This is a genomic window from Pandoraea terrae, from assembly GCF_902459695.1.
Classification (GTDB): Bacteria; Pseudomonadota; Gammaproteobacteria; order Burkholderiales; family Burkholderiaceae; genus Pandoraea; species Pandoraea terrae.
The window spans coordinates 1-22,706 of record NZ_CABPRZ010000038.1 but is presented as its reverse complement, the minus strand read 5'-3'; the positions used below and the strand labels follow the sequence as shown (position 1 = coordinate 22,706).

The 22,706-nt window shown below is 64.6% G+C and carries 21 protein-coding genes and 2 pseudogenes; 16 read left to right on the top strand and 7 right to left on the bottom strand.

From position 1 onward, the window contains the following. Positions 1 to 56: 56 nt before the first annotated feature. Positions 57 to 377 (bottom strand): hypothetical protein, encoded by a 321-nt coding sequence (locus PTE30175_RS26430; protein ID WP_150700047.1) that lies wholly within the window; start codon positions 375 to 377, stop codon positions 57 to 59. Positions 378 to 602: 225 nt separating this feature from the next. On the opposite strand from PTE30175_RS26430, the gene ompR reads away from it, so the two are divergent. The 4 genes from ompR (at position 603) to PTE30175_RS26410 (ending at position 4,029) form a co-directional block, all read left to right on the top strand. Next, positions 603 to 1,328 carry an osmolarity response regulator transcription factor OmpR gene (gene ompR, locus PTE30175_RS26425; protein ID WP_150700046.1) on the top strand — a complete coding sequence of 242 codons (726 nt, stop codon included), beginning with the start codon at positions 603 to 605 and terminating at the stop codon, positions 1,326 to 1,328. A 45-nt stretch (positions 1,329 to 1,373) separates the two neighbouring features. Continuing rightward, a complete protein-coding gene (locus PTE30175_RS26420; RefSeq protein ID WP_150700045.1) occupies positions 1,374 to 2,714 on the top strand; it encodes an ATP-binding protein in 1,341 nt (446 codons plus the stop codon). Positions 2,715 to 2,893: 179 nt separating this feature from the next. Continuing rightward, positions 2,894 to 3,442, top strand: coding sequence for a peroxiredoxin (locus PTE30175_RS26415; RefSeq protein ID WP_150700044.1), 549 nt, complete (start codon positions 2,894 to 2,896; stop codon positions 3,440 to 3,442). 59 nt (positions 3,443 to 3,501) lie between these two features. Then, positions 3,502 to 4,029 (top strand): carboxymuconolactone decarboxylase family protein, encoded by a 528-nt coding sequence (locus PTE30175_RS26410; protein WP_150700043.1) that lies wholly within the window; start codon positions 3,502 to 3,504, stop codon positions 4,027 to 4,029. A gap of 48 nt (positions 4,030 to 4,077) precedes the next feature. Here PTE30175_RS26410 and ispF read toward each other — a convergent pair whose 3' ends face one another. Together ispF and ispD are read right to left on the bottom strand one after the other, a co-directional pair. Beyond that, positions 4,078 to 4,584, bottom strand: a complete 507-nt coding sequence (gene ispF / locus PTE30175_RS26405) for a 2-C-methyl-D-erythritol 2,4-cyclodiphosphate synthase (RefSeq protein ID WP_150700042.1) — start codon at positions 4,582 to 4,584, stop codon at positions 4,078 to 4,080. Between the two features lie 41 nt (positions 4,585 to 4,625). Further along, positions 4,626 to 5,345 carry a 2-C-methyl-D-erythritol 4-phosphate cytidylyltransferase gene (gene ispD, locus PTE30175_RS26400; protein WP_150700041.1) on the bottom strand — a complete coding sequence of 240 codons (720 nt, stop codon included), beginning with the start codon at positions 5,343 to 5,345 and terminating at the stop codon, positions 4,626 to 4,628. 152 nt (positions 5,346 to 5,497) lie between these two features. On the opposite strand from ispD, the gene mfd reads away from it, so the two are divergent. The 8 genes and pseudogenes from mfd to serB all read left to right on the top strand — a co-directional run bounded on the left by mfd (position 5,498) and on the right by serB (position 15,278). Continuing rightward, the gene (gene mfd / locus PTE30175_RS26395; protein WP_150700040.1) at positions 5,498 to 8,965 is read left to right on the top strand and encodes a transcription-repair coupling factor; all 3,468 of its coding nucleotides are present in this window, start codon (positions 5,498 to 5,500) and stop codon (positions 8,963 to 8,965) included. Positions 8,966 to 9,144: 179 nt separating this feature from the next. Further along, positions 9,145 to 10,350 carry an acetylornithine deacetylase gene (gene argE / locus PTE30175_RS26390; RefSeq protein ID WP_150700039.1) on the top strand — a complete coding sequence of 402 codons (1,206 nt, stop codon included), beginning with the start codon at positions 9,145 to 9,147 and terminating at the stop codon, positions 10,348 to 10,350. A gap of 61 nt (positions 10,351 to 10,411) precedes the next feature. After that, a pseudogene (locus PTE30175_RS26385) lies at positions 10,412 to 10,531 on the top strand (MFS transporter); the annotation flags it as partial. Positions 10,532 to 10,600: 69 nt separating this feature from the next. Then, on the top strand, positions 10,601 to 11,599 hold the full coding sequence (locus PTE30175_RS26380; protein WP_150700058.1) for a threonine/serine dehydratase family protein: 999 nt from the start codon (positions 10,601 to 10,603) through the stop codon (positions 11,597 to 11,599). A gap of 2 nt (positions 11,600 to 11,601) precedes the next feature. Then, positions 11,602 to 12,621, top strand: coding sequence for an ornithine cyclodeaminase family protein (locus PTE30175_RS26375; RefSeq protein ID WP_150700038.1), 1,020 nt, complete (start codon positions 11,602 to 11,604; stop codon positions 12,619 to 12,621). A gap of 118 nt (positions 12,622 to 12,739) precedes the next feature. Next, entirely contained in the window at positions 12,740 to 13,297 is a 558-nt protein-coding gene (locus tag PTE30175_RS26370) for a cysteine hydrolase family protein (RefSeq protein WP_150700037.1), read from the top strand. Between the two features lie 130 nt (positions 13,298 to 13,427). Next, positions 13,428 to 14,335, top strand: a pseudogene (locus PTE30175_RS26365) (GlxA family transcriptional regulator). Positions 14,336 to 14,414: 79 nt separating this feature from the next. Then, positions 14,415 to 15,278, top strand: coding sequence for a phosphoserine phosphatase SerB (gene serB, locus PTE30175_RS26360; protein WP_150700036.1), 864 nt, complete (start codon positions 14,415 to 14,417; stop codon positions 15,276 to 15,278). A 34-nt stretch (positions 15,279 to 15,312) separates the two neighbouring features. On the opposite strand, the gene PTE30175_RS26355 is transcribed toward serB, so the two are convergent. From PTE30175_RS26355 to PTE30175_RS26345, 3 genes are all read right to left on the bottom strand, one after another. Next, positions 15,313 to 16,491 carry a YbfB/YjiJ family MFS transporter gene (locus PTE30175_RS26355; RefSeq protein WP_420819681.1) on the bottom strand — a complete coding sequence of 393 codons (1,179 nt, stop codon included), beginning with the start codon at positions 16,489 to 16,491 and terminating at the stop codon, positions 15,313 to 15,315. Between the two features lie 126 nt (positions 16,492 to 16,617). Beyond that, on the bottom strand, positions 16,618 to 17,589 hold the full coding sequence (locus PTE30175_RS26350; RefSeq protein ID WP_150700034.1) for a threonine/serine dehydratase: 972 nt from the start codon (positions 17,587 to 17,589) through the stop codon (positions 16,618 to 16,620). Next, complete coding sequence (locus PTE30175_RS26345) at positions 17,586 to 18,575, bottom strand: nitrilase-related carbon-nitrogen hydrolase (RefSeq protein ID WP_150700033.1); 990 nt, start codon at positions 18,573 to 18,575, stop codon at positions 17,586 to 17,588. The genes PTE30175_RS26350 and PTE30175_RS26345 overlap by 4 nt, the downstream gene beginning before the upstream one ends. 124 nt (positions 18,576 to 18,699) lie before the next feature. On the opposite strand from PTE30175_RS26345, the gene PTE30175_RS26340 reads away from it, so the two are divergent. Further along, on the top strand, positions 18,700 to 19,425 hold the full coding sequence (locus PTE30175_RS26340; protein WP_150700032.1) for an IclR family transcriptional regulator: 726 nt from the start codon (positions 18,700 to 18,702) through the stop codon (positions 19,423 to 19,425). A 57-nt stretch (positions 19,426 to 19,482) separates the two neighbouring features. Here PTE30175_RS26340 and hutG read toward each other — a convergent pair whose 3' ends face one another. Beyond that, positions 19,483 to 20,307, bottom strand: a complete 825-nt coding sequence (hutG, locus tag PTE30175_RS26335; protein WP_150700031.1) for an N-formylglutamate deformylase — start codon at positions 20,305 to 20,307, stop codon at positions 19,483 to 19,485. Between the two features lie 390 nt (positions 20,308 to 20,697). Between hutG and PTE30175_RS26330 the strand changes: the two genes are divergently transcribed. The 3 genes from PTE30175_RS26330 to PTE30175_RS26320 all read left to right on the top strand — a co-directional run. Continuing rightward, positions 20,698 to 21,447, top strand: coding sequence for an electron transfer flavoprotein subunit beta/FixA family protein (locus tag PTE30175_RS26330; protein WP_150700030.1), 750 nt, complete (start codon positions 20,698 to 20,700; stop codon positions 21,445 to 21,447). Positions 21,448 to 21,512: 65 nt separating this feature from the next. Further along, a complete protein-coding gene (locus PTE30175_RS26325; RefSeq protein WP_150700029.1) occupies positions 21,513 to 22,448 on the top strand; it encodes an electron transfer flavoprotein subunit alpha/FixB family protein in 936 nt (311 codons plus the stop codon). Positions 22,449 to 22,554: 106 nt separating this feature from the next. Beyond that, the coding region (locus PTE30175_RS26320) for an FAD-dependent oxidoreductase (protein WP_150700028.1) at positions 22,555 to 22,706 on the top strand (152 nt) is incomplete at its 3' end.

The window sequence follows — 22,706 nt, the reverse complement described above, 5'->3', positions numbered from 1 at the left end:
GGATGGTCATGACGGCCTCGTCCTTCCAAATACAGGCGAATGGTAATAAGACGACATCAATGGCGGTAAAGTTCGCGTACGGCATCTTCGATATGCTGCCGCAGCAGCCGCCGGTCTTCCGGCGACATGTGGCCGTTGGCGCGCCTGCCGGGCGGCGGACCGGGCGGCGGCGCGTCACGCCGGTCGGCCGACGCTTCGGACTGGCCCTTCGCCCCCCGGCCGGGATTCGGGGGCGGCCCCGGCTCACGCGGCGGCGCGGCGCGCAGGCCCGGCGCGTAATAAGCCCCGCCGACTTGCGAAACGTCATGTCCAATGGGATGGGCATGCGTCACGCCCGGGTGTCCCCCAAGCATGATTCCCGCGAACACCATCGTCATTGCAGCAGCCAATCTCATCTTAGGGTCTGTTCACACCAATATCGGGCTTGTGTTGCCCGGCCAACGAGGCGAGCGCAAGAAAGCGGCTATTTTCGCCCAAGCGGCGGCGGAAGTGTACGAATAGGCTATGGCAAGCGCACGCGCTGTAGGGTAAATTGTGTAACCCTTTGTAACCCCGCATGGGGGTCTCCTCAGCACGTAACATTTCGGGCTAAGATACGTGGCATGGAAAACAAAAATTCTCCCAAAATTCTGGTGGTCGACGACGATCCGCGCCTGCGCGACTTGCTGCGACGCTACCTCGGGGAACAAGGATTCAACGTCTTCGTCGCCGAGAACGCCACGGCAATGAACAAGCTGTGGGTGCGTGAGCGCTTCGACCTGCTCGTGCTCGACCTGATGTTGCCGGGTGAGGACGGCCTGTCGATCTGCCGCCGCTTGCGTGGTGCGTCCGATCGCACGCCGATCATCATGTTAACGGCCAAAGGCGAAGATGTCGACCGCATCGTCGGCCTCGAGATGGGCGCCGACGACTATCTGCCGAAGCCATTCAATCCGCGTGAACTCGTTGCCCGCATCCACGCCGTGCTGCGCCGCCAGGCGCCGCCGGAACTGCCCGGTGCACCAAGCGAAACGTTGGAAACCTTCGAGTTCGGCGACTTCGCCCTGAATCTCGCCACCCGCACGCTGACCAAGAACGGCCAGGAAATTGCCCTGACCACGGGCGAGTTCTCGGTGCTGAAGGTCTTCGCGCGCCATCCGCGCCAACCGCTCTCGCGCGAGAAACTCATGGAATTGGCCCGCGGGCGCGAATACGAAGTGTTCGACCGCAGCCTCGACGTGCAGATCTCGCGCCTGCGCAAGCTGATCGAACCGGATCCGGGCAGCCCGCGCTTCATACAGACCGTCTGGGGCCTTGGCTACGTCTTCATCCCGGACGGCGGCGCCTGATGCTTCGAAGCAATGGCGCCCCGCAGTCGTGAAGCGGAGCGATTGATGCACCCTGTACGTGTGGTGCGCGGGCTGTTCGGCGGCCTGTTCTGGCGCACCTTCTTCCTGATCGCACTGCTCATCGGCGTCAGCCTGGCGGCGTGGTATCAGAGCTTCCGCGTGGTGGAACGCGAGCCGCGCGCCCAGCGCGTGGCACAGCAACTCGTGTCCGTCGTGAAGCTCACACGGACCGCGCTCCTCTACTCCGAACCCGATTTGCGCCGCGCCCTGCTCCAGGATCTCGAGAGCAACGAAGGCATTCGCGTGTACCCGCGTGAGCCGGGCGACAAGATCGACAACTCGCAACAGGGCGCGCTCATCGACCTGATCGCCCGCGACGTGCAACGCCGACTCGGCACGGATACGGTCGTCGCCTCGTCTGTCAACGAAATCCCCGCGATGTGGATCAGCTTCAAGATCGATGAAGACGACTACTGGGTCGCCATCGAACAGGACCGCATCGATACCGCCACCGGCCTGCAGTTGTTCAGCTGGGGAACGTTTGCACTTGCGTTGTCCCTGATCGGCGCGGCATTCATCACCGCGCTTGTGAATCGGCCGTTCGCGCGCCTGGCGCACGCCGCCCGCGCGATCGGCGCGGGTGAGCACCCCGATCCCCTGCCCGAGCGCGGCATGGGCGAAGCGGCTGAGGCGAATCGCAGTTTCAATCAGATGGTGCAGGAACTCGACCGGCTTGAAGCCGACCGGGCGCTGATGCTTGCCGGCATTTCGCATGACCTGCGCACGCCGCTCGCCCGGCTGCGGCTCGAGACGGAAATGAGCCCGTCCGACGAATGGACCAAGCGCGAGATGATCAACGACATCGAACAGATGGACGCGATCATCGGCCGCTTCCTCGACTACGCACGCCCGGCGGTCCGCACGATGCAGACGGTCGACTTGAGCGAAATCGTGCGCGAGGCCATTCAACCGTTCGTCAGCCGCGAAGACATGCGGATCGACACCGAACTGGCCGACACAGTGCCGCTGCTCGGGGAGCACACCGATCTGCGCCGGCTGCTGGCGAACCTGCTCGAAAATGCCCGGAAATATGGCAAGGACCCGGAGACGAACGTCACCGACGTCATGATCACGACACGCCAGATCGGCGAACGCGTGGAACTTCGTCTGCGCGACAGCGGTCCCGGTATACCCGAGGAACAACTGGCGCTTGTCTTTCGTCCGTTCTATCGTGTCGATACCGCCCGCTCGAAAGCGGACGGCACCGGTCTCGGCATGGCGATCGTCCAGCGCATCGCGTCGCGCTACAAGGGGTCGGTGGCCCTGCGTAACGTGCGCCCCGGCAGCGGGCTTGAAATCACCGTGTCATTTCCCGTTGCTAAATAATCAGACAAAACCTATCGCGGGGATATGAAATAACTATCCCCTCAATAACTAAAAACAATTGCTTTTTAGTTTTGATAGTGTATAATTTTGCCGTTGGCCTTGGCACCCTGCCATGGCCGGTCAATGGTTGCGATGTACCCTGCATCTCGACATAAACCGCATCATCTAGGAGTAAATCGATGAAAACCGTCGGCGACAAACTCGAAGCGTTCTCGGTCACGGCTGCAAAGCCGGGCTTCAACAACCACGAAGAGAACGGCGTTTCGGCTTTCGAAGAGATCACCGAAGCCTCGTTCCCGGGCAAGTGGAAGGTCATTTACTTCTACCCGAAGGATTTCACGTTCGTGTGCCCGACGGAAATCGTCGAATTCGGCAAGCTGAACGACCAATTCGCCGAACGCGACGCCGTGCTGCTGGGCGGCTCGGTCGACAACGAATTCGTGAAGCTGGCATGGCGCCGCGAACACAAGGACCTGAGCAAGCTGAACCACTATGCGTTCGGCGACGTGAAGGGTTCGCTGATCGACCAGCTCGGCGTGCGTGACAAGGAAGCCGGTGTGGCCCTGCGCGCGACATTCATCGTCGACCCGCACAACGTCATCCAGCACGTTTCGGTGAACAACTTGAACGTCGGTCGTAACCCGGAAGAAGTGCTGCGGATCCTCGACGGTCTGCAAACGGACGAGCTCTGCCCGTGCAATCGCGCGGTTGGCGGTGCAACGCTGTAAGCATCGTGTCGAAGCCCGCGCAAGCGGGCTTTTTCAGCCCAAAGCAATAGGAGAAATCTATGGAATTCCTGACTTCGATCAAGGCCCGGATCCCCGACTACGCGAAGGACATTCGCCTGAACATCGACGGCACGATCGCCCGCTCCTCGCTGGAAGGCCACGACGCCGTGGGCGTGGCGCTGGCCGCCGCATTCGCCGCCCAGAGTCAGCCGATCATCAAGGCCATCAAGGAAGCCGGCGTGTTGTCGCCCGAGGAGCTGCACGGCGCATTGACCGCCGCCGCGCTGATGGGCATGAACAATACGTGGTATCCGTATCTCGAGATGGCCGACAACGAGGACCTGAAGAAAGAAAAGGCCGAGTTGCGCATGAACGCTTACGCGTCGCACGGCGGCGTCGACAAGCGCCGTTTCGAGATGTACGCGCTGGCTGCGTCGATCGTCGGCAAATGCCACTTCTGTGTGCAATCGCACTACGCGCTGCTCGCGACCGAGCACGGCATGAGCACCAAGCAACTGCGTGACGTCGGCCGCATCGCGTCCGTCATCAACGCCGCCGCGCAAGTGATCGCCGCAGACGCGGCCTGATTCGGCAGTGGCTGGACAGCCGCCGGGCCGGGTCCCGGCCCGGCGCGCTCAGCCCTTCGTGACGCCTGCGAGCAGGACGGCAGCCTGCGCCTCGATCCCTTCCTGGCGCCCCAGGTAACCGAGTTTCTCGTTCGTCTTCGCCTTGACATTGACTTGACCGGCCGCTACGCCCAATGCGCCGGCGATGGCCGCGACCATCGCGCCGATGTGGGACGCAAGTTTCGGCGCCTGTGCAATCACCGTGCAATCGAGATTCACCACTTCGAACCCGGCCGCACGTACACGCCGCATCGCTTCCTTGAGCAGCACGACGCTGTCCGCCCCCAAGAACCGCGCGTCGGTGTCCGGGAAATGACGACCGATATCACCGAGCGCCGCAGCCCCGAGGACAGCATCGGTGATCGCGTGCAGCAGCACGTCGGCGTCCGAGTGGCCGAGCAGACCGCGGTCAAACGGGATCGTCACGCCGCCAATCACCAGCGGACGTCCGGGCACGAGCGCGTGGACGTCGTAGCCCTGGCCGATGCGAAGATTCGGAAGCGATGTCTGGGTCATTCAGGATTCCTTGGGCGTTTGCCCCGTTTTTGCCGCTCAGCTCAGCGCACCGGCGCGCCCAGGACCGCTTCGGCGAGCGCGAAGTCTTCGGGATACGTCACCTTGAAGTTTCGCAGGCTGCCGCGCACAAGCTTCGGGTGGTGCCCCAGGCGTTCGATGGCGCTCGCTTCGTCGGTGACTTCCGCGCCTGCCGTCAGGGCCGCTTCCAGTGCACGGCGCAGCATCCCGAGGCGGAACATCTGCGGCGTCTGGGCCTGCCACAGCGCGTCGCGCGCCTCCGTCTGCTGTACGACCGATACCGCACCGCCTTCGTCACCGGGCACGGCGCGCTTGAGCGTATCCGCCACCGGCAAGGCCAGCAGACCGCCGACCGGGTCGTCACGCAGCGCACCCACCAGCGCACGGATCAGCGCCGGTGTGATGCCGGGGCGCGCGGCGTCGTGAACCAGCACCCAGTCGCTATCCTGCGCACCGAATTCGGCCAGCGCCTGCAGGCCATTCAGCACCGAGGCGTGGCGCGACGTGCCGCCGCAGCGGCGCACCGCGAAGCGCAGATTGCCGAAGCGGCGTCCGTCGAAGTGGGCGTCGTCCGGCGCCAGCACCAGCAGCGTCTGGGCGAACTCCGAACATGCGTCGAAAGCCGCCAGCGCATAATGCAGCATCGCCCGGCCGGCCACGCTGCGGTATTGCTTGGGCACATCGGCGCCGGCACGCACCCCGGCCCCGGCACAGGGAATCACGGCGAAAAGTCGGTCGGTCACGATAAAACGCGGGTGAAAGTAAAGGCGAGATTTTATAATAACGGCTGACACTTTCGGGGGCCCATTCATTTGCGCCCCCGCGCCCTGCTATTGCTGCCCAACTGCACGACCTGTTGCGGCGCGAGCTGCCTACAGGATTTTGCCACGCAGATATGTCGAAAACGTCCGCAACACCCGCCGGCGCCGTGCCGGTGCCGATCGTCAAGGCCGGTCAACGATTCGCCTTCAGCGGCGCGCACGGCTCGGCCGACGCGCTGCTGATCGCCCGCTACTTTGAAGCGCATCGGGACACCGTACCGCTGCTTGCGGTGGTCTGCGCGCAGGCCACCGACGCCCTGCGCCTCCAGCAGGAACTGGCATGGTGCGCCCCGCAAGCGCGCGTGCGCCTGTTGCCCGATTGGGAAACGTTACCTTACGACACCTTCTCGCCGCATCAGGACCTTGTCTCCGAGCGGCTCGCGACATTGCACGATCTCGGCGAAAAGCGCTGCGATATCGTGCTCGTGCCGGCAACGACGGCGCTCTACCGGATGGCGCCGGCGAGTTTCATGGCCGCCTACACCTTTTTCTTTACCCAGGGCGAGCGGCTCGACGAGGCGCGCCTCAAGTCGCAACTGACGCTCGCCGGCTACGAACACGTCAGCCAGGTCATGCGGCCGGGCGAATACTGCGTGCGAGGCGGCCTCATCGACCTGTTTCCGATGGGCTCGGCCCTGCCGTACCGGCTCGATCTGTTTGACGATACGGTCGACAGCATCCGCGCGTTCGATCCCGATACGCAGCGCAGCCTGTATCCGGTCAAGGAAGTCCGCTTGCTGCCAGGGCGTGAGTTCCCGTTCGACGAAGCTGCCCGCACGGCGTTTCGCGGGCGTTGGCGCGAAGTCTTCGAGGGCGATCCGAGCCGCAGTCCGATCTACAAGGATATTGGCGCGGGCGTGCCGTCCGCCGGCATCGAGTACTACCTGCCGTTGTTCTTCGACGAGACCGCCACGCTGTTCCATTACCTGCCGGACGGCGCCCAACTGGTGTTCGCCGGCGATCTGGAAGCATCGATCCAGCGGTTCTGGAACGATACCCAGCAGCGCTTCAAATTCCTGTCTCACGACCGGGAGCGGCCCGTGCTGCCGCCGGAGCAGCTGTTCCTGCTCGATCAGGACTTCTTCACGTTTGCCAAGCCGTTCGCGCGCCTGACGCTGCCTGCCGGCGGCGACGGCAGCTGGGCCATTCCGGTGCCGCCAATTGCCGTCAACCGCCGCGCGGACGATCCGCTCTCGGCCTTGCGCGCCTATCTGGCGCGTACACCCGCACGCGTGCTGCTGTGCGCCGATTCGGCCGGCCGCCGCGAGACGCTGTTGCAGTTGCTGCATGACCACGACCTGCGGCCTTCGTCCGTCGAATCGCTGGCCGACTTTCTGACGACCGACACGCGCTTCGCCGTCACCATCGCGCCGCTGGCCTCGGGTTTCGTGCTGCCGGCGGAAGACCTCGCGTTCCTCACCGAAAACGAACTGTTCGAAGGCATGGCCCGGCGCGCAGGCAAGCGCCGCCAGGAACAGGCCACGTCGGTCGACGCCATGGTGCGCGATCTGGCCGAGCTCAAGGTCGGCGATCCGGTGGTGCATAGCCAGCACGGCATCGGACGCTACCTGGGGCTCGTCTCCATGGATCTCGGCGAAGGCGAAACGGAGTTCCTGCATCTCGAATACGCAAGCGACAGCAAGCTGTACGTGCCTGTCTCGCAGTTGCACCTGATATCGCGCTACAGCGGCGCCGACCCCGATACCGCACCGCTGCACGCGCTCGGCTCGGGACAGTGGGAGAAAGCCAAGCGCCGCGCCGCGCAGCAGATTCGCGACACGGCCGCCGAACTGCTCAATCTCTATGCACGGCGCGCGGCGCGTTCCGGCTACGCGTTCGCGCTGCAGCCGCGCGATTACGAAAAGTTCGCCGACAGCTTCGGCTTCGAGGAAACGCCCGATCAGGCGGCAGCCATTGCCGCCGTCATGAGCGACATGACCAGCGGCAAACCGATGGACCGGCTGGTCTGCGGCGACGTCGGTTTCGGCAAGACGGAAGTTGCCCTGCGCGCAGCTTTCATCGCCGTGCTCGACGGCAAGCAGGTCGCGATTCTCGCGCCCACCACGTTGCTGGCCGAGCAACACGCGCAAACCTTCTCCGATCGTTTTGCCGAGTGGCCCGTGCGCATTGCAGAGCTGTCGCGCTTCAAGACGGCCAAGGAAGTCAACGCGAGCGTCAAGGCGATCAACGAGGGCCAGGTCGATATCGTCATCGGCACCCACAAGCTGCTGTCGAACGATGTCCAGTTCCAACGCCTCGGCCTGGTGATCATCGATGAAGAACACCGTTTCGGGGTCCGCCAGAAGGAAGCGCTCAAGTCGCTGCGCGCCGAAGTGGACGTTCTCACGCTGACGGCAACGCCGATTCCCCGCACGCTCGGCATGGCGCTCGAAGGCCTGCGCGACTTCTCGGTCATCGCCACCGCGCCGCAGAAGCGGCTCGCGATCAAGACCTTCGTGCGCCGCGAGGAAGACAGCGTGGTGCGCGAAGCCATGCTGCGTGAACTCAAACGCGGCGGGCAGGTTTACTATCTGCACAACGAAGTCGAAACGATCGAGAACCGCAAGGCGCACCTCGAAGCGCTGGTGCCGGAAGCCCGCATCGTCGTCGCGCACGGTCAAATGCACGAGCGCGACCTGGAACGCGTGATGCGGGATTTCGTGACGCAACGCGCGAATGTGCTGCTGTGCACCACGATCATCGAAACCGGCATCGACGTGCCGACAGCCAACACAATCCTGATGCACCGCGCCGACAAATTCGGGTTGGCACAGTTGCACCAGTTGCGCGGCCGCGTCGGCCGGTCGCACCATCAGGCGTACGCCTATTTGCTGGTGCACGATCCGCAGGCCCTGACGAAACAGGCGCAGCGCCGGCTCGAAGCGATTCAGCAAATGGAAGAACTGGGCGCCGGTTTCTATCTCGCCATGCACGATCTGGAAATTCGCGGCGCGGGCGAAGTCCTCGGTGACAAACAGTCGGGCGAAATCCACGAGATCGGCTTCCAGCTCTATACGGACATGCTGGCCGACGCCGTGGGTGCCCTCAAGGCGGGCCGCGAGCCCGACCTGAACGCCCCGCTGCAAGCGACGACGGAGATCAACCTGCACATGCCGGCGATCCTGCCGAGCGACTATTGCGGTGATGTCCAGGAGCGTCTGTCGCTGTACAAACGCTTGGCCAACTGCACCCACGGAGATGCCATCGATACGATTCAGGAAGAACTCGTCGACCGTTTCGGCAAACTTCCGCCGCAAGGCCAGGCGCTGATCGAAACGCACCGGCTGCGTCTGACCGCCAAACCGCTCGGTGTGGCGAAAATCGACGCGAGCGAGGAAGCCATTGCGCTGCAATTCGAGCCGAACCCGCCGATCGACGGCCTGCGCATCATCGAGCTGGTGCAGAAGCACCGCCACATCAAGCTCGCGGGCCAGGACAAACTGCGCATCGAGGCCGCACACCCCGAATTGAGCGCACGGGTGCGCGCGATCAAGGACACGCTGCGCGCGCTCGGTCATCCGGTCGCGCACGCGGCCGCATGACGCATTGCAACATGGAAACCGCGCGGCCCAAGCACGGCGCCTCGCGGACATTTTCCGGGGAGGCACGCCATTCCCGGCGGGTGAGAACGACGAGGTCCCGAGGTCCCTCGTGCACGCAATATTTTACATCTAAATTATTTTTATTTACTATCTCCCCATACGGCATTACCGGAGCTCCAATGACCCGCGCCCCCGCCCTTCAATCGTCCGACGCAACGCAAGACGTGCCGGCCTCGCTCGACTGGATTACACGTCTGGTCAGCATCGATACCACAAGCCGCGAGTCGAACCTCGGCCTGATCGAGACGGTGCGCGACAGCTTGCAAAAGAGCGGCGTCCAACCGTGGCTGTCGTATGACGCGACCAAGCGCAAGGCGAACCTGTTCGTCACGCTGCCGGCCGCCGACGGCAACACGCAAGGCGGCATCGTGCTGTCGGGACATACCGATGTGGTGCCGGTCGACGGCCAGGACTGGAATACGGATCCGTTCAAGCCCGAAGTGCGCGACGGCAAGCTGTTCGGCCGCGGCACCTGCGACATGAAGGGCTTCATCGGCACGGTCATGACGCTGCTGCCGCAAATGCGCGACGCCAGGCTCAAGTCGCCGCTGCATTTCGCCTTTTCGTATGACGAAGAGATCGGCTGCGTCGGCGCCCCCGTCATGCTGGCCGAGCTGCGCGATCGCGGCATCCGTCCGGACGGCTGCATCGTCGGCGAACCGACCAGCATGCGCGTGATCGTCGCCCACAAGGGCATCAACGCCTACCAATGCTGCGTGCGCGGCCATGCGGCCCACTCGTCGCTGACGCCCCGGGGCTGCAATGCGATCGAATACGCCGCGCGCATGATCTGTCACATCCGTGACCTGGCCGACCACTTCAAGGCAAACGGCCCGTTCGACGAACTCTTCGACGTGCCCTTCACCACCGCCCAGACCGGCACGATCCACGGCGGCATCGCCCTGAACACGATCCCGGCGCTGTGCGAGTTCATATTCGAGTACCGCAACCTGCCGGGCGTGGATCCGGAAGGCATCTTCAAGAAGATCGAAGCCTACGCACGCGAGCAGCTCGTGCCGAAGATGCAGGCCGAAAGCCCGAACGCAGGCATCGAGTTCAGGAAGATCGCCGCCGCGCCCGCGCTCGATGCGTCCGAACAAGACGCGATCACGCAACTCGTGCGCGCGCTGACGAGGGACGCTGACAAGCGCAAGGTCGCCTACGGCACCGAAGCCGGCCAGTTCCAGCAGGCCGGCGTGCCGGCCATCGTCTGCGGCCCCGGCGACATCGAGCAGGCCCACAAGCCCAACGAATTCGTGTCGCTCGAACAGATCGCCCAGTGCGAATCGTTCCTGCAGAAACTGATTCGCAGCAACTCGCTGTAATTGGCAGGAAGGCCCCGCGATCCGCTGATGTACATCCCGTATGTCGCGGATCGCGGCGCTCATCATCACGTGGCTGATCAGCGCCTCCGGCAACAAGCTGGCGCCGAGCTTTTACCTGATCTTCGCCGCCCTGATCAGCATTGCCGCCCTGCTGCGCACGCGCAGCCTCGGCCTGCGCTGATCCTCTTAATGGAGCCGCTTTCCCGTGACCCTCCCTTCGACGCAAAGCACCGGGCAGAACGCCGTTCAGATTGACGAGACGATTGACGGTCAGCCCGCACCGACCGCCGCCGGCATCGCCGTTCTGCACGACGCGCTCAAGCCCTGGGTGCGTACGACGCCGGTGTTCGAGCGCGACGACTTCAAGCCGGTCGCCGGCACACGCATCAATTTCAAGTTCGAGCTGCTGCAAGCCTCGGGCACCTTCAAGGCGCGCGGCGCCTTTTCGAATCTGCTGTCGCTCGACGACGCGACCCGCCAACGCGGCGTCACGTGCGTCTCTGCCGGCAATCACGCGGTCGCCGTGGCGTACGCGGCGATGCGCATGGGCGTGTCGGCGAAGGCCGTCATGCTCAAGACCGCCAGCCCGGCACGCGCGGCGTTGTGCCGCGAATATGGCGCCGAAGTGATCATGGCGGAAAACGTCCACGAGGCATTCGACGTCGTCAAGCGCGTCGAGTCCGAGGAAGGCCGCTACTTCGTCCATCCGTTCAACGGCTATCGCACGGTGATGGGCACCGCAACGCTCGGGTACGAGTGGTCGCAGCAAGCGAAGGATCTCGACGCTGTCATCCTGCCGATCGGCGGCGGCGGCCTCGCGGCAGGTGTGGCGACCGCGTTCAAGCTGTATGCACCGAACATTCTGGTCTGCGGCGTGGAGCCGGCCGGCGCGGATGCGATGGCCCGAAGCTTTGCCGCCAACGGTCCGATCAAGATGGGCCCGATGACCGGCATCGCGGACAGCCTGATGGCCCCGCATACCGAGGTGTACAGCTACACGCTGTGCCGCCGCAACATCGACAAACTTGTGACCGTCACGGACGACGCATTGCGCGCCGCCATGCTGTCACTGTTCCAGCAGCTCAAGCTCGCCGTCGAGCCGGCCTGCGCCGCCGCCACCGCCGCCCTGCTCGGCCCGCTGCGCGAAGAACTCGCCGGCAAGCGCGTGGGCGTGCTGTTGTGCGGCACGAATACCGATCCGGCCACATTGATGCGTCACCTGGAGGCCGCGGCCGCCGCGGCTGTCTGACGATGGGTCACGCGAGCGTTGCTTCGCCGCGTGTTCGCGTCCTCGATGCCGCGCAAATCGCGGCGTTGATGCCCGTGGCCGATGCCATTCCCGTCATGTCCGAAATGTTCGCCATGCTGGCGCGCGGCGAGATCCATCTGCCGTTGCGTCAGATCGTGCGCCCGCCCGAGGCGTTGGGCGCGCTTGGCCTGCTCGGCATGATGCCCGCGTACATTGCCGGGGACGCCCCAGTCTACGGCGCGAAGGTCGGCACCTTCTTTCCGGGCAACAGCGCATGTGGCAAGGACCCGCATCAAGGGTGTGTCGTGCTGATGAGCGGCACGACGGGCGAACTGCTTGCCGTCATGAACGCGGCGGAAATCACGGGAATCCGCACGGCGGCGGTGACCGGGCTCGCGACGCAATGGCTCGCGCGCCCGGGCGCCACGCATCTTGCGCTGATTGGCGCGGGGCATCAGGCGCACTGGCATCTCGCCGCGCTGGCCGCCGTCCGGCCGCTCGCATCAGTGCGCGTTGCGAGCCGAACGCGCGCGACGGCGCAAGCGTTTGCCGATGCCGAGCAACCGGCGTATGCATTCCCGATTGCGGCGGCGGACAGCGTCGAAGACGCCGTGCGCGATGCCGACATCGTCGTCACCGTGACCAATGCGACGGAGCCGGTGCTGCACGGCGACTGGCTCGCGCCGGGCACGCACGTCAATCTCGTCGGCAGCAGCACGCCGCGCCATCGCGAAGCCGATATCGAACTGATGGGCCGCGCGGCGCTGTTCGTCGACCGCAAGGAATCGACGGTCAACGAATCGGGCGATTACCTCGCCGCACGCGATGCCGGCCGAATCGGCCCGGAGGATTTGCTCGCCGAGTTGGGCGATCTGATCGTCGGACGCCATCCGGGCCGCGGCGACGCCGGACAGATCACCCTGTTCAAGTCGCTCGGCATGGGCGCGCAGGACGTGGCACTTGCCGCTGCCCTGTATCACCGGGCTCAGGCGCGGGACGCCGGGGGGTGTGTCTCGATCTGACGTCACGGCTTGCGGCCCGAATGTCCGAATCGGTCCGTTTCCGGTCCCGGCCTGACCTCGCGCGAGGCCGCGGCAGCCCCTAAGATGGTCTCATTCGTCTTTTCACACGGAGTTGACCATGACCTCGCCGCAAGCCACTACCGCCCTGATCGTCATCGATGTGCAGGAATCGTTTCGGCATCGCCCGTATTGGTCCGAAACCGACCTGCCCGTCTACCTTGAGCGCCAACAGGCGCTGATCGACGGCTGCGCCGCACGCGGCGTGCCCGTCGTGCAGGTATTCCACAACGAAGGCGAAGGCGTGTTCTCGCGCGATTCCGGCTTCGTCCGGACGCTCGAAGGCATTCGGATCGCGCCCGATTTCATCGTCGACAAGTGGAAGCACAGCGCGCTGGCCGGTTCACGGCTGGGCACGTGGCTGCAGGAACGCGGCATCCGTAAAGTGATCGTCTCGGGCATTCGCACTGAGCAGTGCTGCGAGACGACGACGCGCGCGGCATCGGACGCCGGCTTCAGCGTCGACTACGTCACGGAAGCGACGCTCACGTTCCCGATGACGCACGCCGGCAGCGGCCGCATCTACAGCCCGGCCGAGATCAAGGAACGCACTGAACTGGTCCTGGCCGGACGCTTCGCGCGCATTGCCATCGTCGAGGACGCGCTCGCCGCCTTGTGACACAATGCGCCTTATCTAACCCAGTACCCGGCGCCGATGTCCGGATCTGTCCTGCGGGACGATCCGGCGCGGCGCGAATCCGTTCCCGTACGTCACCATCGATGCCGGGGCGCCACCCTGGCCGTCCGCCATGCCACATCTGCAACCTGTCATCTTCCTGCTGACGCCGAACACGCTGTTGCTCGACGTCGCCGCGCCTGCGGAAGCGCTGCGCATGGCCAACCTGCGGCAGGACATCGTCCGGTTCGAGTTGCGCTACGTCGGCCCGCGCTCCCAGGTCGCCACGTCCATCGGGCTGAACGTCGCCCCGCTCGAACCCCTGCCCGAAACGTTGCCCGACAATGCCTGGATTGTTGCGGTCGGCACTGCACGACGCATCATGGCAATTGCGACGAACTGCGCGCCCTCGCCCCGCTGGCCCGGGTCGCCGATAACCGGCTCTACGTACAGGATGGCAACGTCTGGACGAGCGCCGGGGTCACCGCCGGGCTCGATCTCATGCTCACGCTGATCGCACAGGCCGCCGGACCGTTGTGCGCTGCGGCGGTCGCGCGCGCAATGGTCGTCTACGCGCGCCGAGCCGGCGCGGATCCGCAGTTGTCGCCCTGGCTCGAAGGACGCAATCATCTGCATCCGGCCTTGCACCGCGTGCAGGATGCCGTCGCGGCCAATCCTGCCCATGATTGGTCGGTGCAGTCGATGGCGGACATCGCCTGCACGAGTCCGCGCCATCTCGGACGGCTGTTTCGCGAGCATGCCGGCACGGCTCCGCTCGACTATCTGCACCGTCTGCGCATTGCGCTTGCGCGCGAGATGCTCGGCAACAGCCAGCTCGACATCGAACACGTGGCGCAACGGGCCGGATTCGGTTCGGGCCGCCAATTGCGCCGCGTCTGGCACAAATTCGACGCGCGGCCGCCGAGCCACGCCCGCACCGACACCAAGACGGCCGCCTTGCAGTCATTGGCGCCATCCATCGGGGCCATTTCTTCGCATTGCCTCTCGGGAATTCCCGCGCGTGCCGCGCCAACCCGGTAAAATGGCGCTTTTTTGCCGTATTGCCGCTTGCTGCCAGACGTATGAAGCGTCCGTTGGCAATGGCCTTTTCGACGCTACGATGACCAACGACCTCGTCATTCTGGGCCCCGCCCCGTTCTCGCCCGCCCAAGCCGACGCCATCCGCGCCCTCGCGCCGGGCGCCGCACCGCAATTCGACGCCCGCTCCGCCAGCATCGCCCGTATCGCGAATGTCGCCGACACGCCGGCCTTGCGTGCTTCGATGGCGGTATTCGCGCAAGCCCAATCGCTCGACGCAGTGATCGTCGACGGCACCCGCCGCCTGGCCGACTTCAAGCTGGTCGCGATGGACATGGATTCGACCTTGATCACCATCGAGTGCATCGACGAAATCGCAGACTACTGCGGGCTGAAGGCCGAAGTCTCCGCGATCACGGAAGCGGCCATGCGCGGCGAGATCAAGGACTTCAACGAGAGCCTGACGCGGCGCGTCGCACTGCTGCGAGGGCTCGACGCGAGCGCCCTCGACCGTGTGTACGAGGAACGCCTGAAATTGTCACCCGGTGCCGAAGACATGCTGCGCGGCGTGCAGGCGCTCGGCATCCGTACGCTGCTGGTGTCGGGCGGATTCACCTTTTTCACGGACCGCTTGGGGCCGCGCCTCGGCCTCGACGTCACGCGCGCCAACACGCTTGAAATCGTTGACGGCAAACTCACCGGCCGGGTGCTCGGCGAGATCGTCAATGCCGAGGTCAAGGCCCGTACCGTCGCCGAAGTCGCGGCGCAGTTCGGCGCGACCCCGGACCAGGCCATTGTCATGGGCGACGGTTCCAATGACCTGCTGATGATGGCCATCGCCGGCCTGTCGGTCGCGTTCCGGGCCAAACCGGTGGTGCGCGAGAAGGCGTCCGTCGCTTTCAATCATGTCGGTCTCGACGGCCTGCTCGCGCTTTTCAGGCCCTGAGCCAATCGCGGGAAGCGGCTACCGCGTGGTGCCGTCAAGCGTCTGCCCGCAGCGGACGTTGCAGCACCGCCAGCCCGGCGCCGAGAAGCAGGAGCAGCGCCGAATAGAGGAAGCCGCGCGCCAGCCCGGCGCCGTCGGACACCCAGCCGATGACGACCGGCCCCACGATCTGTCCGAACGCGAACATGATCGTGAACGCGCTGATCCCGGCGGGCCATTGCGATGGCGGAAAATTGTGGCGCACGAACGCAGTGGTCGACGCCACGACAGACAGGAACGTCAACCCGAACAGCGCACCCGACACAAAGGCGAACGCCGGTGCCGTCGACAGCGCCGGGATCAAGGTGGCGATGCCGACGAGTCCATTGAGCAAGGCCAACGCACGCCCGTCCTTGCAGCGGGTCAACAAGCGCGCCCACGGCGCCGCGGATACCACCACGCAAGCCCCAAGCAGCAAATAGAACACGGTGACGATGAACGCGCTCAGGCCGGCATCGCGCAGCAGTGCGATCACGAACGTCATGTAGCCGATGTAGCCGACGCCGAACATGGCGTAGCCGATGAGTGCGAAGCGCATTCGCCACCACGATGGCCGTGCGTCGCCTGCCGTTGCGGAGGCCGCCGCCCCGTGCGCGGGTGCGTCGAGATCGGCGGTGCGCGCCGCACGGATGGCCACGATCGACAGGACGCCGCATGCCGCCGCCAGCGCCAGCCACGACGGCTGCCAGCCATGCAGGCCGGTCCCCAAGGTCACCGGCACGAGCCACGCGGCGAGCGCGATGCCCCACCCCGTGCCGCCATAGTAGATGCCCAGGATCAACCCGGCGTCCTGCGGATGGCGCGACGCCTGGCGCGAGGCGAGCACCCCGCCGCCGACGAAAATCAATGCACTGCTGACCCCGCTCGCGACCCGTTGCGCCAACAAAACCGTGCTGTCGGACATGGCGCCAGCCGTCGCGACCAGTATCGTAGTGCTCACGCAACCTGCCAGGAATGCGCCATACGCCGAGCTACGTCGCGACAGCCACGGAAACGCGAGCGCGCCGATCAGATAGCCGAGCGCGTTGCCGGTATTCATCGAGCCGGCCTGCGCGAAACTCCAGCCGAGGTCGAGTTTCATGGGCGGCAACAGCAGCGCATACGCAAAGCGTGCGATGCCGAGCGCAATCGCCGCACCGAGCGAGAGGCCGACGGCGGCCAGCAAGGATGTCATGCGGGATCGGGTAGACGTGAGCGGGGCGATGGACATCGATGGGTTCGGGGGGAGCCGGCACTGCCCCGATCATATGCCACACGCTCCCCGACGAGACGGACACCGATGAAAAAAAATGAAGGCCCCTTAGCGCCGAAGCTGTGCCAACGTCATGTCACCGGTGTCCACTTGTCGCGCCACGGAGGCAGGATCGGCGTTGCCCCCGCAAATCACGAGAGCAACGCGCTCCCCGGCAGATCGCCGATATGCGCCCGAGGCAAGCGCAGCAAACGCGGTCGCGCCGCCGGGTTCTGCGATGATCCGAAGCGACTCCCACAAGATCCACTGCGCTTCGCGAATCTGCGCGTCCGTGACCAATACCGACTCGCGCACCACTGGCTGAAGAATGGAAAATGGCAATGCGCCGATACGCCGGCAGCCCAGCGCATCGGCGGCGATACCTCCCGTGGCGACGTCGACGGGGTTTCCCGCCTGCAATGCCCGGTTGAATGTGGGGCAGCGTTCCGGCTCGACGGCGACGATCTTCACGCGCGATTGAAACCACGCCGCCGCCCCCGCAATCAATCCTCCCCCGCCAACCGCGACCAGCAAGGTGTCAATGCCCGGCAGCTGCATATCCAGCTCACGCGCCAACGTGCCCTGCCCTGCAACGGTGGCGCCATCGTCGAATGCGTGTACCGCAAGCGCACCCGAAACGGCGGCGCGCGCTTCGCTGGCCGCCAGCGCCTCAACATAAGTGTCTCCGGCGACGACCATGTGCGCGCCGAGTCCGGCCAATATCTCGCATTTGAACGCCGGCGCAACACTGGGCACGTAGATCTCGGCACGCGTGCCCAGCCGTTGTGCGGCATACGCGACCGCGACGCCATGGTTCCCCCCCGATGCCGTAATAACGCCCGCGGGCGGAATTGGCGCACTGAGCAAGCGGTTGAACGCACCTCGGGGTTTGAATGAACCGGTCACCTGCAGGGACTCGAGTTTCAGATAGGTGTCGGCCGGCGTATCAAACCACGGTCCATCCAGCCGAATCACAGGTGTCGTCCGGATGTACGGGGAAATCCTGCGCGCGGCGATTCGAATATCGTCTCCGGTGATCATTGGGTCGGCTCCTCGTACTTCGTTTCATTCCCGGATATCGAGGGCAACACGGTCACAGGCGCCTGGCGACGCTCGTCTACCGTCAGGCGGAATATGTCGGGACGGCTATAGTGTCCCGTGACATCGAAATCGAATTTGCCGCGCGTGATGTTTCGCAGATCGATTTCGGCAGTGAGCATCGCCGATTCTCCGAACACCGGCCCCGCGAGAATCTGGCCGAACGGATCAACGATGCAACTCCCGCCCGCCTGAATCACCGTATCGGGATCGTCGCCGAAAGCGTTCACATAGCCCTCCGGAAAATCGCTTCGTTTCAGGAACTGATTGCTCGCGAGCACATAGCACCTGCCCTCGACGGCGATATGTTGCATCGACGCGACCCAGCTCGGCCGGGAGTCAGCCGTCGGCGCACAATAAATCTGGATGCCCTTGGCGTACATTGCCGTGCGCATCATCGGCATGTAGTTCTCCCAACAGATGACCGCGCCGAGTTTTCCCAGCGCCGTATCCATTACAGGCAAGGTGGAACCGTCGCCATAGCCCCAGATGAGTCTTTCCGCGCCGGTCGGCATCAGCTTTCGATGTTTGCCGAGATAACTGCCGTCCGGGCCGAAGAACAGCACACAGCAATAGAGCGTCCCGCCACTGCGCTCGATCACGCCGATCACCAGGTGAACGCCATGACGGCCGGCGGTTTGCGCCAGCGCGTCCACGCAAGGCCCCGGCACGTCAATGGCCGATTCCCAATACTCGCGATAGGCATCGCGTCCGGCATCGCTACGCCCGCCCACGTACGAACCGAATGCATGCCCCTTGGGATAGCCGCCGACAAACGCCTCGGGGAATACCACCAAGTCCGCGCCGCGAGAAGCTGCCTGCGCCGCCAAGGCGTCGACCTTCTCCAAGGTGCGGGGCAAATCAAATGCGACAGGGGCGTCTTGTATGACGGATGCGATCCATACCGGTTTCGAAGCTGATTTATCCATGATTGCAAATGACCTTGTGTATCAGTAATGAACACCATAGAATCAATAATGAACATGGTAGGCGCGTGGCGCAAAGATGGCAAGGTGCGCCGCGCAAGGATCCGGGAAATCAGGGAGGGGGAAGATGGGGGAGATATCAACGGTCAGCAGCGTCGGGCATGCCATACGGCTCATCGAGCTCCTGGCAGGCGGGGCATCGCCCAGGAACGTGAGCGAGATTGCCCACGCGCTCGAACTGCCGCGTGCAACGGTTTACCGGCTGCTCAGAACCCTGGCCGAATTCGAGTGGGTGATCCAGGACGGCACGACATATCGTCTGAGTTTCCGCCCGACGGGGCTGTTCGTTCATGCGGGCGCAGGGTCGTCGTTGGCTGACCGGATGACGCCCGTGTTGCAGGCGCTGGTGAACGAGACCGGCGAGACCGCGCATTTCGCTGCGCTCGATGGCGACCGCGTCGTCTATCTGGCGAAAATTGACTCGCCACATCCGATCCGGATGTTTTCACAGATCGGATGGCGCGGACCGTTGCATGCCACCGGCGTCGGCAAAGCGTTGCTGGCGTGGGCGGCGCCGGCGCTGCTCGCCCGAATCTGCGCACAAGGCCTGGAACGCTTCACGCCCCGCACCATCGTCGACAAGAAAACACTGCTGGCGGAACTGGAGCGGGTGAGAACACAGGGATATGCCGTAGACGCCGAGGAGCTGATCGACGGATTGACTTGCGTCGCGGTACCGGTCATGAGCGGCACGCGGGTGCTGGGCGCCTTGTCGATCGCAGGGCCGACGGCCCGCGTCGGCGATCCGGTGTCGATGGCAAGGATATTGAAGAAGGCAGCCGCCCTGCCGTGATGCTGCGGGAACGCGCGCGGCGGCCGTGACCGGCCGGCGACGTCGCCCCCCGCCCGGCTACATCCGCTGCAGCTCGCCGGTCGCCGCCACCAGCGCGGCATCGATCAGCTGACGGACGACCGGGGCGGCATGCACGGCCAGGTCCTGCCGGTAGCCGAACGGCAGCGTCTCGTCCATATAGGCCGACTGGCACATCTCCAGCTGGACGGCATGGATGCCGCGCGACGGCTCGCCGTAGTGACGCGTGATGAAGCCGCCCTTGAAGCGTCCGTTGACAACCCAGGTGAACGCATCGCCGGCAGCGCGTTCGGCGGTGGCGGCAAGGGCGGACTGAATCACGGGCGAACAACTCGCGCCGCCGTTCGTGCCAAGGTTGAAGTCGGGCAATTTGCCGTCGAACAGGCGCGGCAGATGGCTCGCGATCGAATGCGCATCCCACAGCAATACCGTGCCATGCGCTTCGCGCAAGCGCTCAAGCTCGGCGCGCATGGTGTCGTGATACGGCCGCCAGTATGTCTCGACCCGCGCGGCGATCTCGTCCGCGTCCGGCGCTTCGCCCGCCAGGTACACCGGTTCGCCGCGAAACGTTTCCGTCGGGCATAGGGACGTGGTCGTCTGCCCCGGGTACAGGCTCTCGTCCGACGGCGGACGGTTCAGGTCCACCACGTAGCGCGACACGCCCGCCTGAATGACCGATGCCCCCATCGCGGCGGCAAAGTCATACAGACGGCCCAGATGCCAGTCGGTATCGGCAAGCAGGCGCGCCTCGGGCGTCATCCTGGCCGCGAGCTGCGCCGGAATGTCGGTGCCCATGTGCGGAATGGAAATCAGCAGCGGCGCAGTGCCCTGCCGGAAGTCAAAAACCGGAATGTCTGCTTGCATGATCATCCTCAATCCCATGAAATCGCGTCAGCCGGCAGCGAAGGCAACGCCCGCCGGATCGCAGGCAATGGTGAAGGAAAACGAGTACCGAAGCGTTTATGTTAAACGCACTGCTTCAAAACATTAGATTTTCTTATCTAACCGGCGTCTGACGCGTTCCGAGGCCACACTTGGCGGCGTTCCCATTGAGAGGAAGCTATGAACGCATATGGCGTCATCGTGCGCGGGGCGGGAGTCATCGGGCCGCAGGCGGCTGACCAATCCCACTTCCGGCCCAGTCCGAACGGACGATGTTGCTCTGCGGCACGGGCCTGATACTCCGGAACGTGCCGTCTGGCCGCGTGAGCGCCCAGTACCGGCTTAACCTTGCTTAACCACTCAAGATTTGTCATGAAAATCCTCGTCGCAGTCAAACGCGTGGTCGACTACAACGTGAAGGTCCGCGTGAAATCGGACGGCACTGGTGTCGACATCGGCAACGTCAAGATGAGCATGAATCCGTTCGACGAAATTGCCGTCGAAGCGGCTGTGCGCTTGAAGGAAGCCGGCATCGCGACCGAAGTGATCGCCGTATCGTGCGGCCCCGCACAAGCACAGGAAACGCTGCGCACGGCGCTGGCGATCGGCGCCGATCGCGGCATTCTCGTGCAGAGCGACGACGAACTCCAGCCGCTGGCCGTCGCCAAGCTGCTTCACGCTGTCGTAAAGCAGGAATCGCCGTCGCTCGTCATTGTCGGCAAGCAGGCCATCGACGACGACAGCAACCAGACGGGCCAAATGCTCGCCGCGCTCGCCGATATGCCGCAGGCCACGTTTGCGTCGACGCTGGTCATCGCCGACGGCGAAGCGACGGTCGCACGGGAAGTCGACGGCGGATTGGAAACCGTCGCGGTGAAACTGCCTGCCGTGATCACCACCGACCTGCGCTTGAACGAGCCGCGCTACGTCACGCTGCCGAGCATCATGAAGGCGAAGAAGAAACCGCTCGACACGCTCACCCCGGCAACGCTCGGCGTCGACGTCGCGCCGCGCCTGGCCACGGTGAAGGTCGCGGAACCCGCTGCACGCGCGGCCGGCATCAAGGTGCCCGACGTGGCAACGCTGGTCGCCAAGCTCAAGCAGGAAGCCAAGGTTATTTAAGGCTCCGGGCGCACGGGCATGCCCGGCGCCGGCCTGCCGTCATACGACTCACGACAGAATTCATCATGACCGCACTGATTATTGCAGAACACGATAACCGTTCGCTCAAGCACGCCACGCTGCACGCCGTCACGGCCGCCGCGCAGTGCGGCGGCGAACTCCATGTCCTCGTCGCGGGCGCCGATTGCGCCGAAGCCGCCGCGCAAGCGGCGCGTATTCAAGGCGTCTCGCGCGTGCTGGTGGCCGATGCGGCGCATCTGGGCGCCGCGCTGGCCGAGAATCTCGCGGCGCAAGCGCTGGCCGTCACCGCTGCGGGCGAGTATTCGCACGTGCTGGTAACGGCGACCGCCGCAGGCAAGAATGTCCTGCCGCGCCTGGCCGCCAAGCTCGACGTCGCACAGATTTCGGAAATCACGAAGGTCGTAGCGCCGGATACCTTTGAGCGTCCCATCTATGCCGGCAATGTTGTCGCGACGGTCAAGTCTGCCGATACCGTGAAGGTGGTATCGGTGCGCGCCACGGCGTTCGATGCCGCCGCGCTGGACGGCCAGGCCGAGATCGTGAAGATCGAGGCGGTGCCGGACAGCGGTCTGTCGCGTTTCGTGTCGCGCGAGACGACGCCGTCGGACCGCCCCGAACTCGCATCGGCCAAGATCATCGTCTCGGGCGGACGCGGTACGGGCTCGGGCGAGAACTACGCGAAAGTGCTGGAACCGCTCGCGGACAAGCTCGGCGCAGGCCTGGGCGCATCGCGCGCGGCCGTCGACGCCGGTTTTGTGCCGAACGACTATCAGGTCGGTCAGACCGGGAAGGTGGTTGCGCCGGATCTGTATATCGCCATCGGTATCTCCGGCGCGATCCAGCATCTGGCCGGCATGAAGGACTCCAAGGTGATCGTCGCCATCAACAAGGACCCCGATGCGCCGATCTTCAGCGTGGCGGATTATGGTCTCGTCGGCGATCTGAACGTACTTGTGCCGGAATTGACGGCCAGCGTTTGAGTTTGCCTGAAGTCAGTGATGGGCGGCGCAGCGTGATCGTGCGCCGCCTTTTTTGTGAATGATGATGCGCGGCGTTATCAAAGCGCACGGTAGTGGAATGAACGGCATGGAACAGCAACGGTTCGAGCAATACGGCCCGAGAGAATCGATGGAGTACGACGTCGTTGTGGTGGGCGGTGGGCCGGCCGGCCTGGCCGCGGCGATCCGCCTGAAGCAGCTGGCGCAGGAGGCGGGCCGTGAAGTCTCGGTCTGCGTACT

What these genes read in the sequence shown, in the direction of transcription:
- PTE30175_RS26340 (WP_150700032.1), top strand. Translation starts at nt 18,700, where the DNA reads ATGGGGGAGATATCAACGGTCAGCAGCGTCGGGCATGCCATACGGCTC.
- PTE30175_RS26350 (WP_150700034.1), bottom strand. Translation starts at nt 17,589, where the DNA reads ATGATCACCGGAGACGATATTCGAATCGCCGCGCGCAGGATTTCCCCG.
- ompR (WP_150700046.1), top strand. Translation starts at nt 603, where the DNA reads ATGGAAAACAAAAATTCTCCCAAAATTCTGGTGGTCGACGACGATCCG.
- ispF (WP_150700042.1), bottom strand. Translation starts at nt 4,584, where the DNA reads ATGACCCAGACATCGCTTCCGAATCTTCGCATCGGCCAGGGCTACGAC.
- PTE30175_RS26375 (WP_150700038.1), top strand. Translation starts at nt 11,602, where the DNA reads ATGGGTCACGCGAGCGTTGCTTCGCCGCGTGTTCGCGTCCTCGATGCC.
- PTE30175_RS26420 (WP_150700045.1), top strand. Translation starts at nt 1,374, where the DNA reads ATGCACCCTGTACGTGTGGTGCGCGGGCTGTTCGGCGGCCTGTTCTGG.
- PTE30175_RS26415 (WP_150700044.1), top strand. Translation starts at nt 2,894, where the DNA reads ATGAAAACCGTCGGCGACAAACTCGAAGCGTTCTCGGTCACGGCTGCA.
- PTE30175_RS26345 (WP_150700033.1), bottom strand. Translation starts at nt 18,575, where the DNA reads ATGGATAAATCAGCTTCGAAACCGGTATGGATCGCATCCGTCATACAA.
- PTE30175_RS26430 (WP_150700047.1), bottom strand. Translation starts at nt 377, where the DNA reads ATGACGATGGTGTTCGCGGGAATCATGCTTGGGGGACACCCGGGCGTG.
- hutG (WP_150700031.1), bottom strand. Translation starts at nt 20,307, where the DNA reads ATGCAAGCAGACATTCCGGTTTTTGACTTCCGGCAGGGCACTGCGCCG.
- mfd (WP_150700040.1), top strand. Translation starts at nt 5,498, where the DNA reads ATGTCGAAAACGTCCGCAACACCCGCCGGCGCCGTGCCGGTGCCGATC.
- PTE30175_RS26330 (WP_150700030.1), top strand. Translation starts at nt 20,698, where the DNA reads ATGAAAATCCTCGTCGCAGTCAAACGCGTGGTCGACTACAACGTGAAG.
- PTE30175_RS26410 (WP_150700043.1), top strand. Translation starts at nt 3,502, where the DNA reads ATGGAATTCCTGACTTCGATCAAGGCCCGGATCCCCGACTACGCGAAG.
- PTE30175_RS26355 (WP_420819681.1), bottom strand. Translation starts at nt 16,491, where the DNA reads ATGACATCCTTGCTGGCCGCCGTCGGCCTCTCGCTCGGTGCGGCGATT.
- serB (WP_150700036.1), top strand. Translation starts at nt 14,415, where the DNA reads ATGACCAACGACCTCGTCATTCTGGGCCCCGCCCCGTTCTCGCCCGCC.
- PTE30175_RS26370 (WP_150700037.1), top strand. Translation starts at nt 12,740, where the DNA reads ATGACCTCGCCGCAAGCCACTACCGCCCTGATCGTCATCGATGTGCAG.
- argE (WP_150700039.1), top strand. Translation starts at nt 9,145, where the DNA reads ATGACCCGCGCCCCCGCCCTTCAATCGTCCGACGCAACGCAAGACGTG.
- PTE30175_RS26325 (WP_150700029.1), top strand. Translation starts at nt 21,513, where the DNA reads ATGACCGCACTGATTATTGCAGAACACGATAACCGTTCGCTCAAGCAC.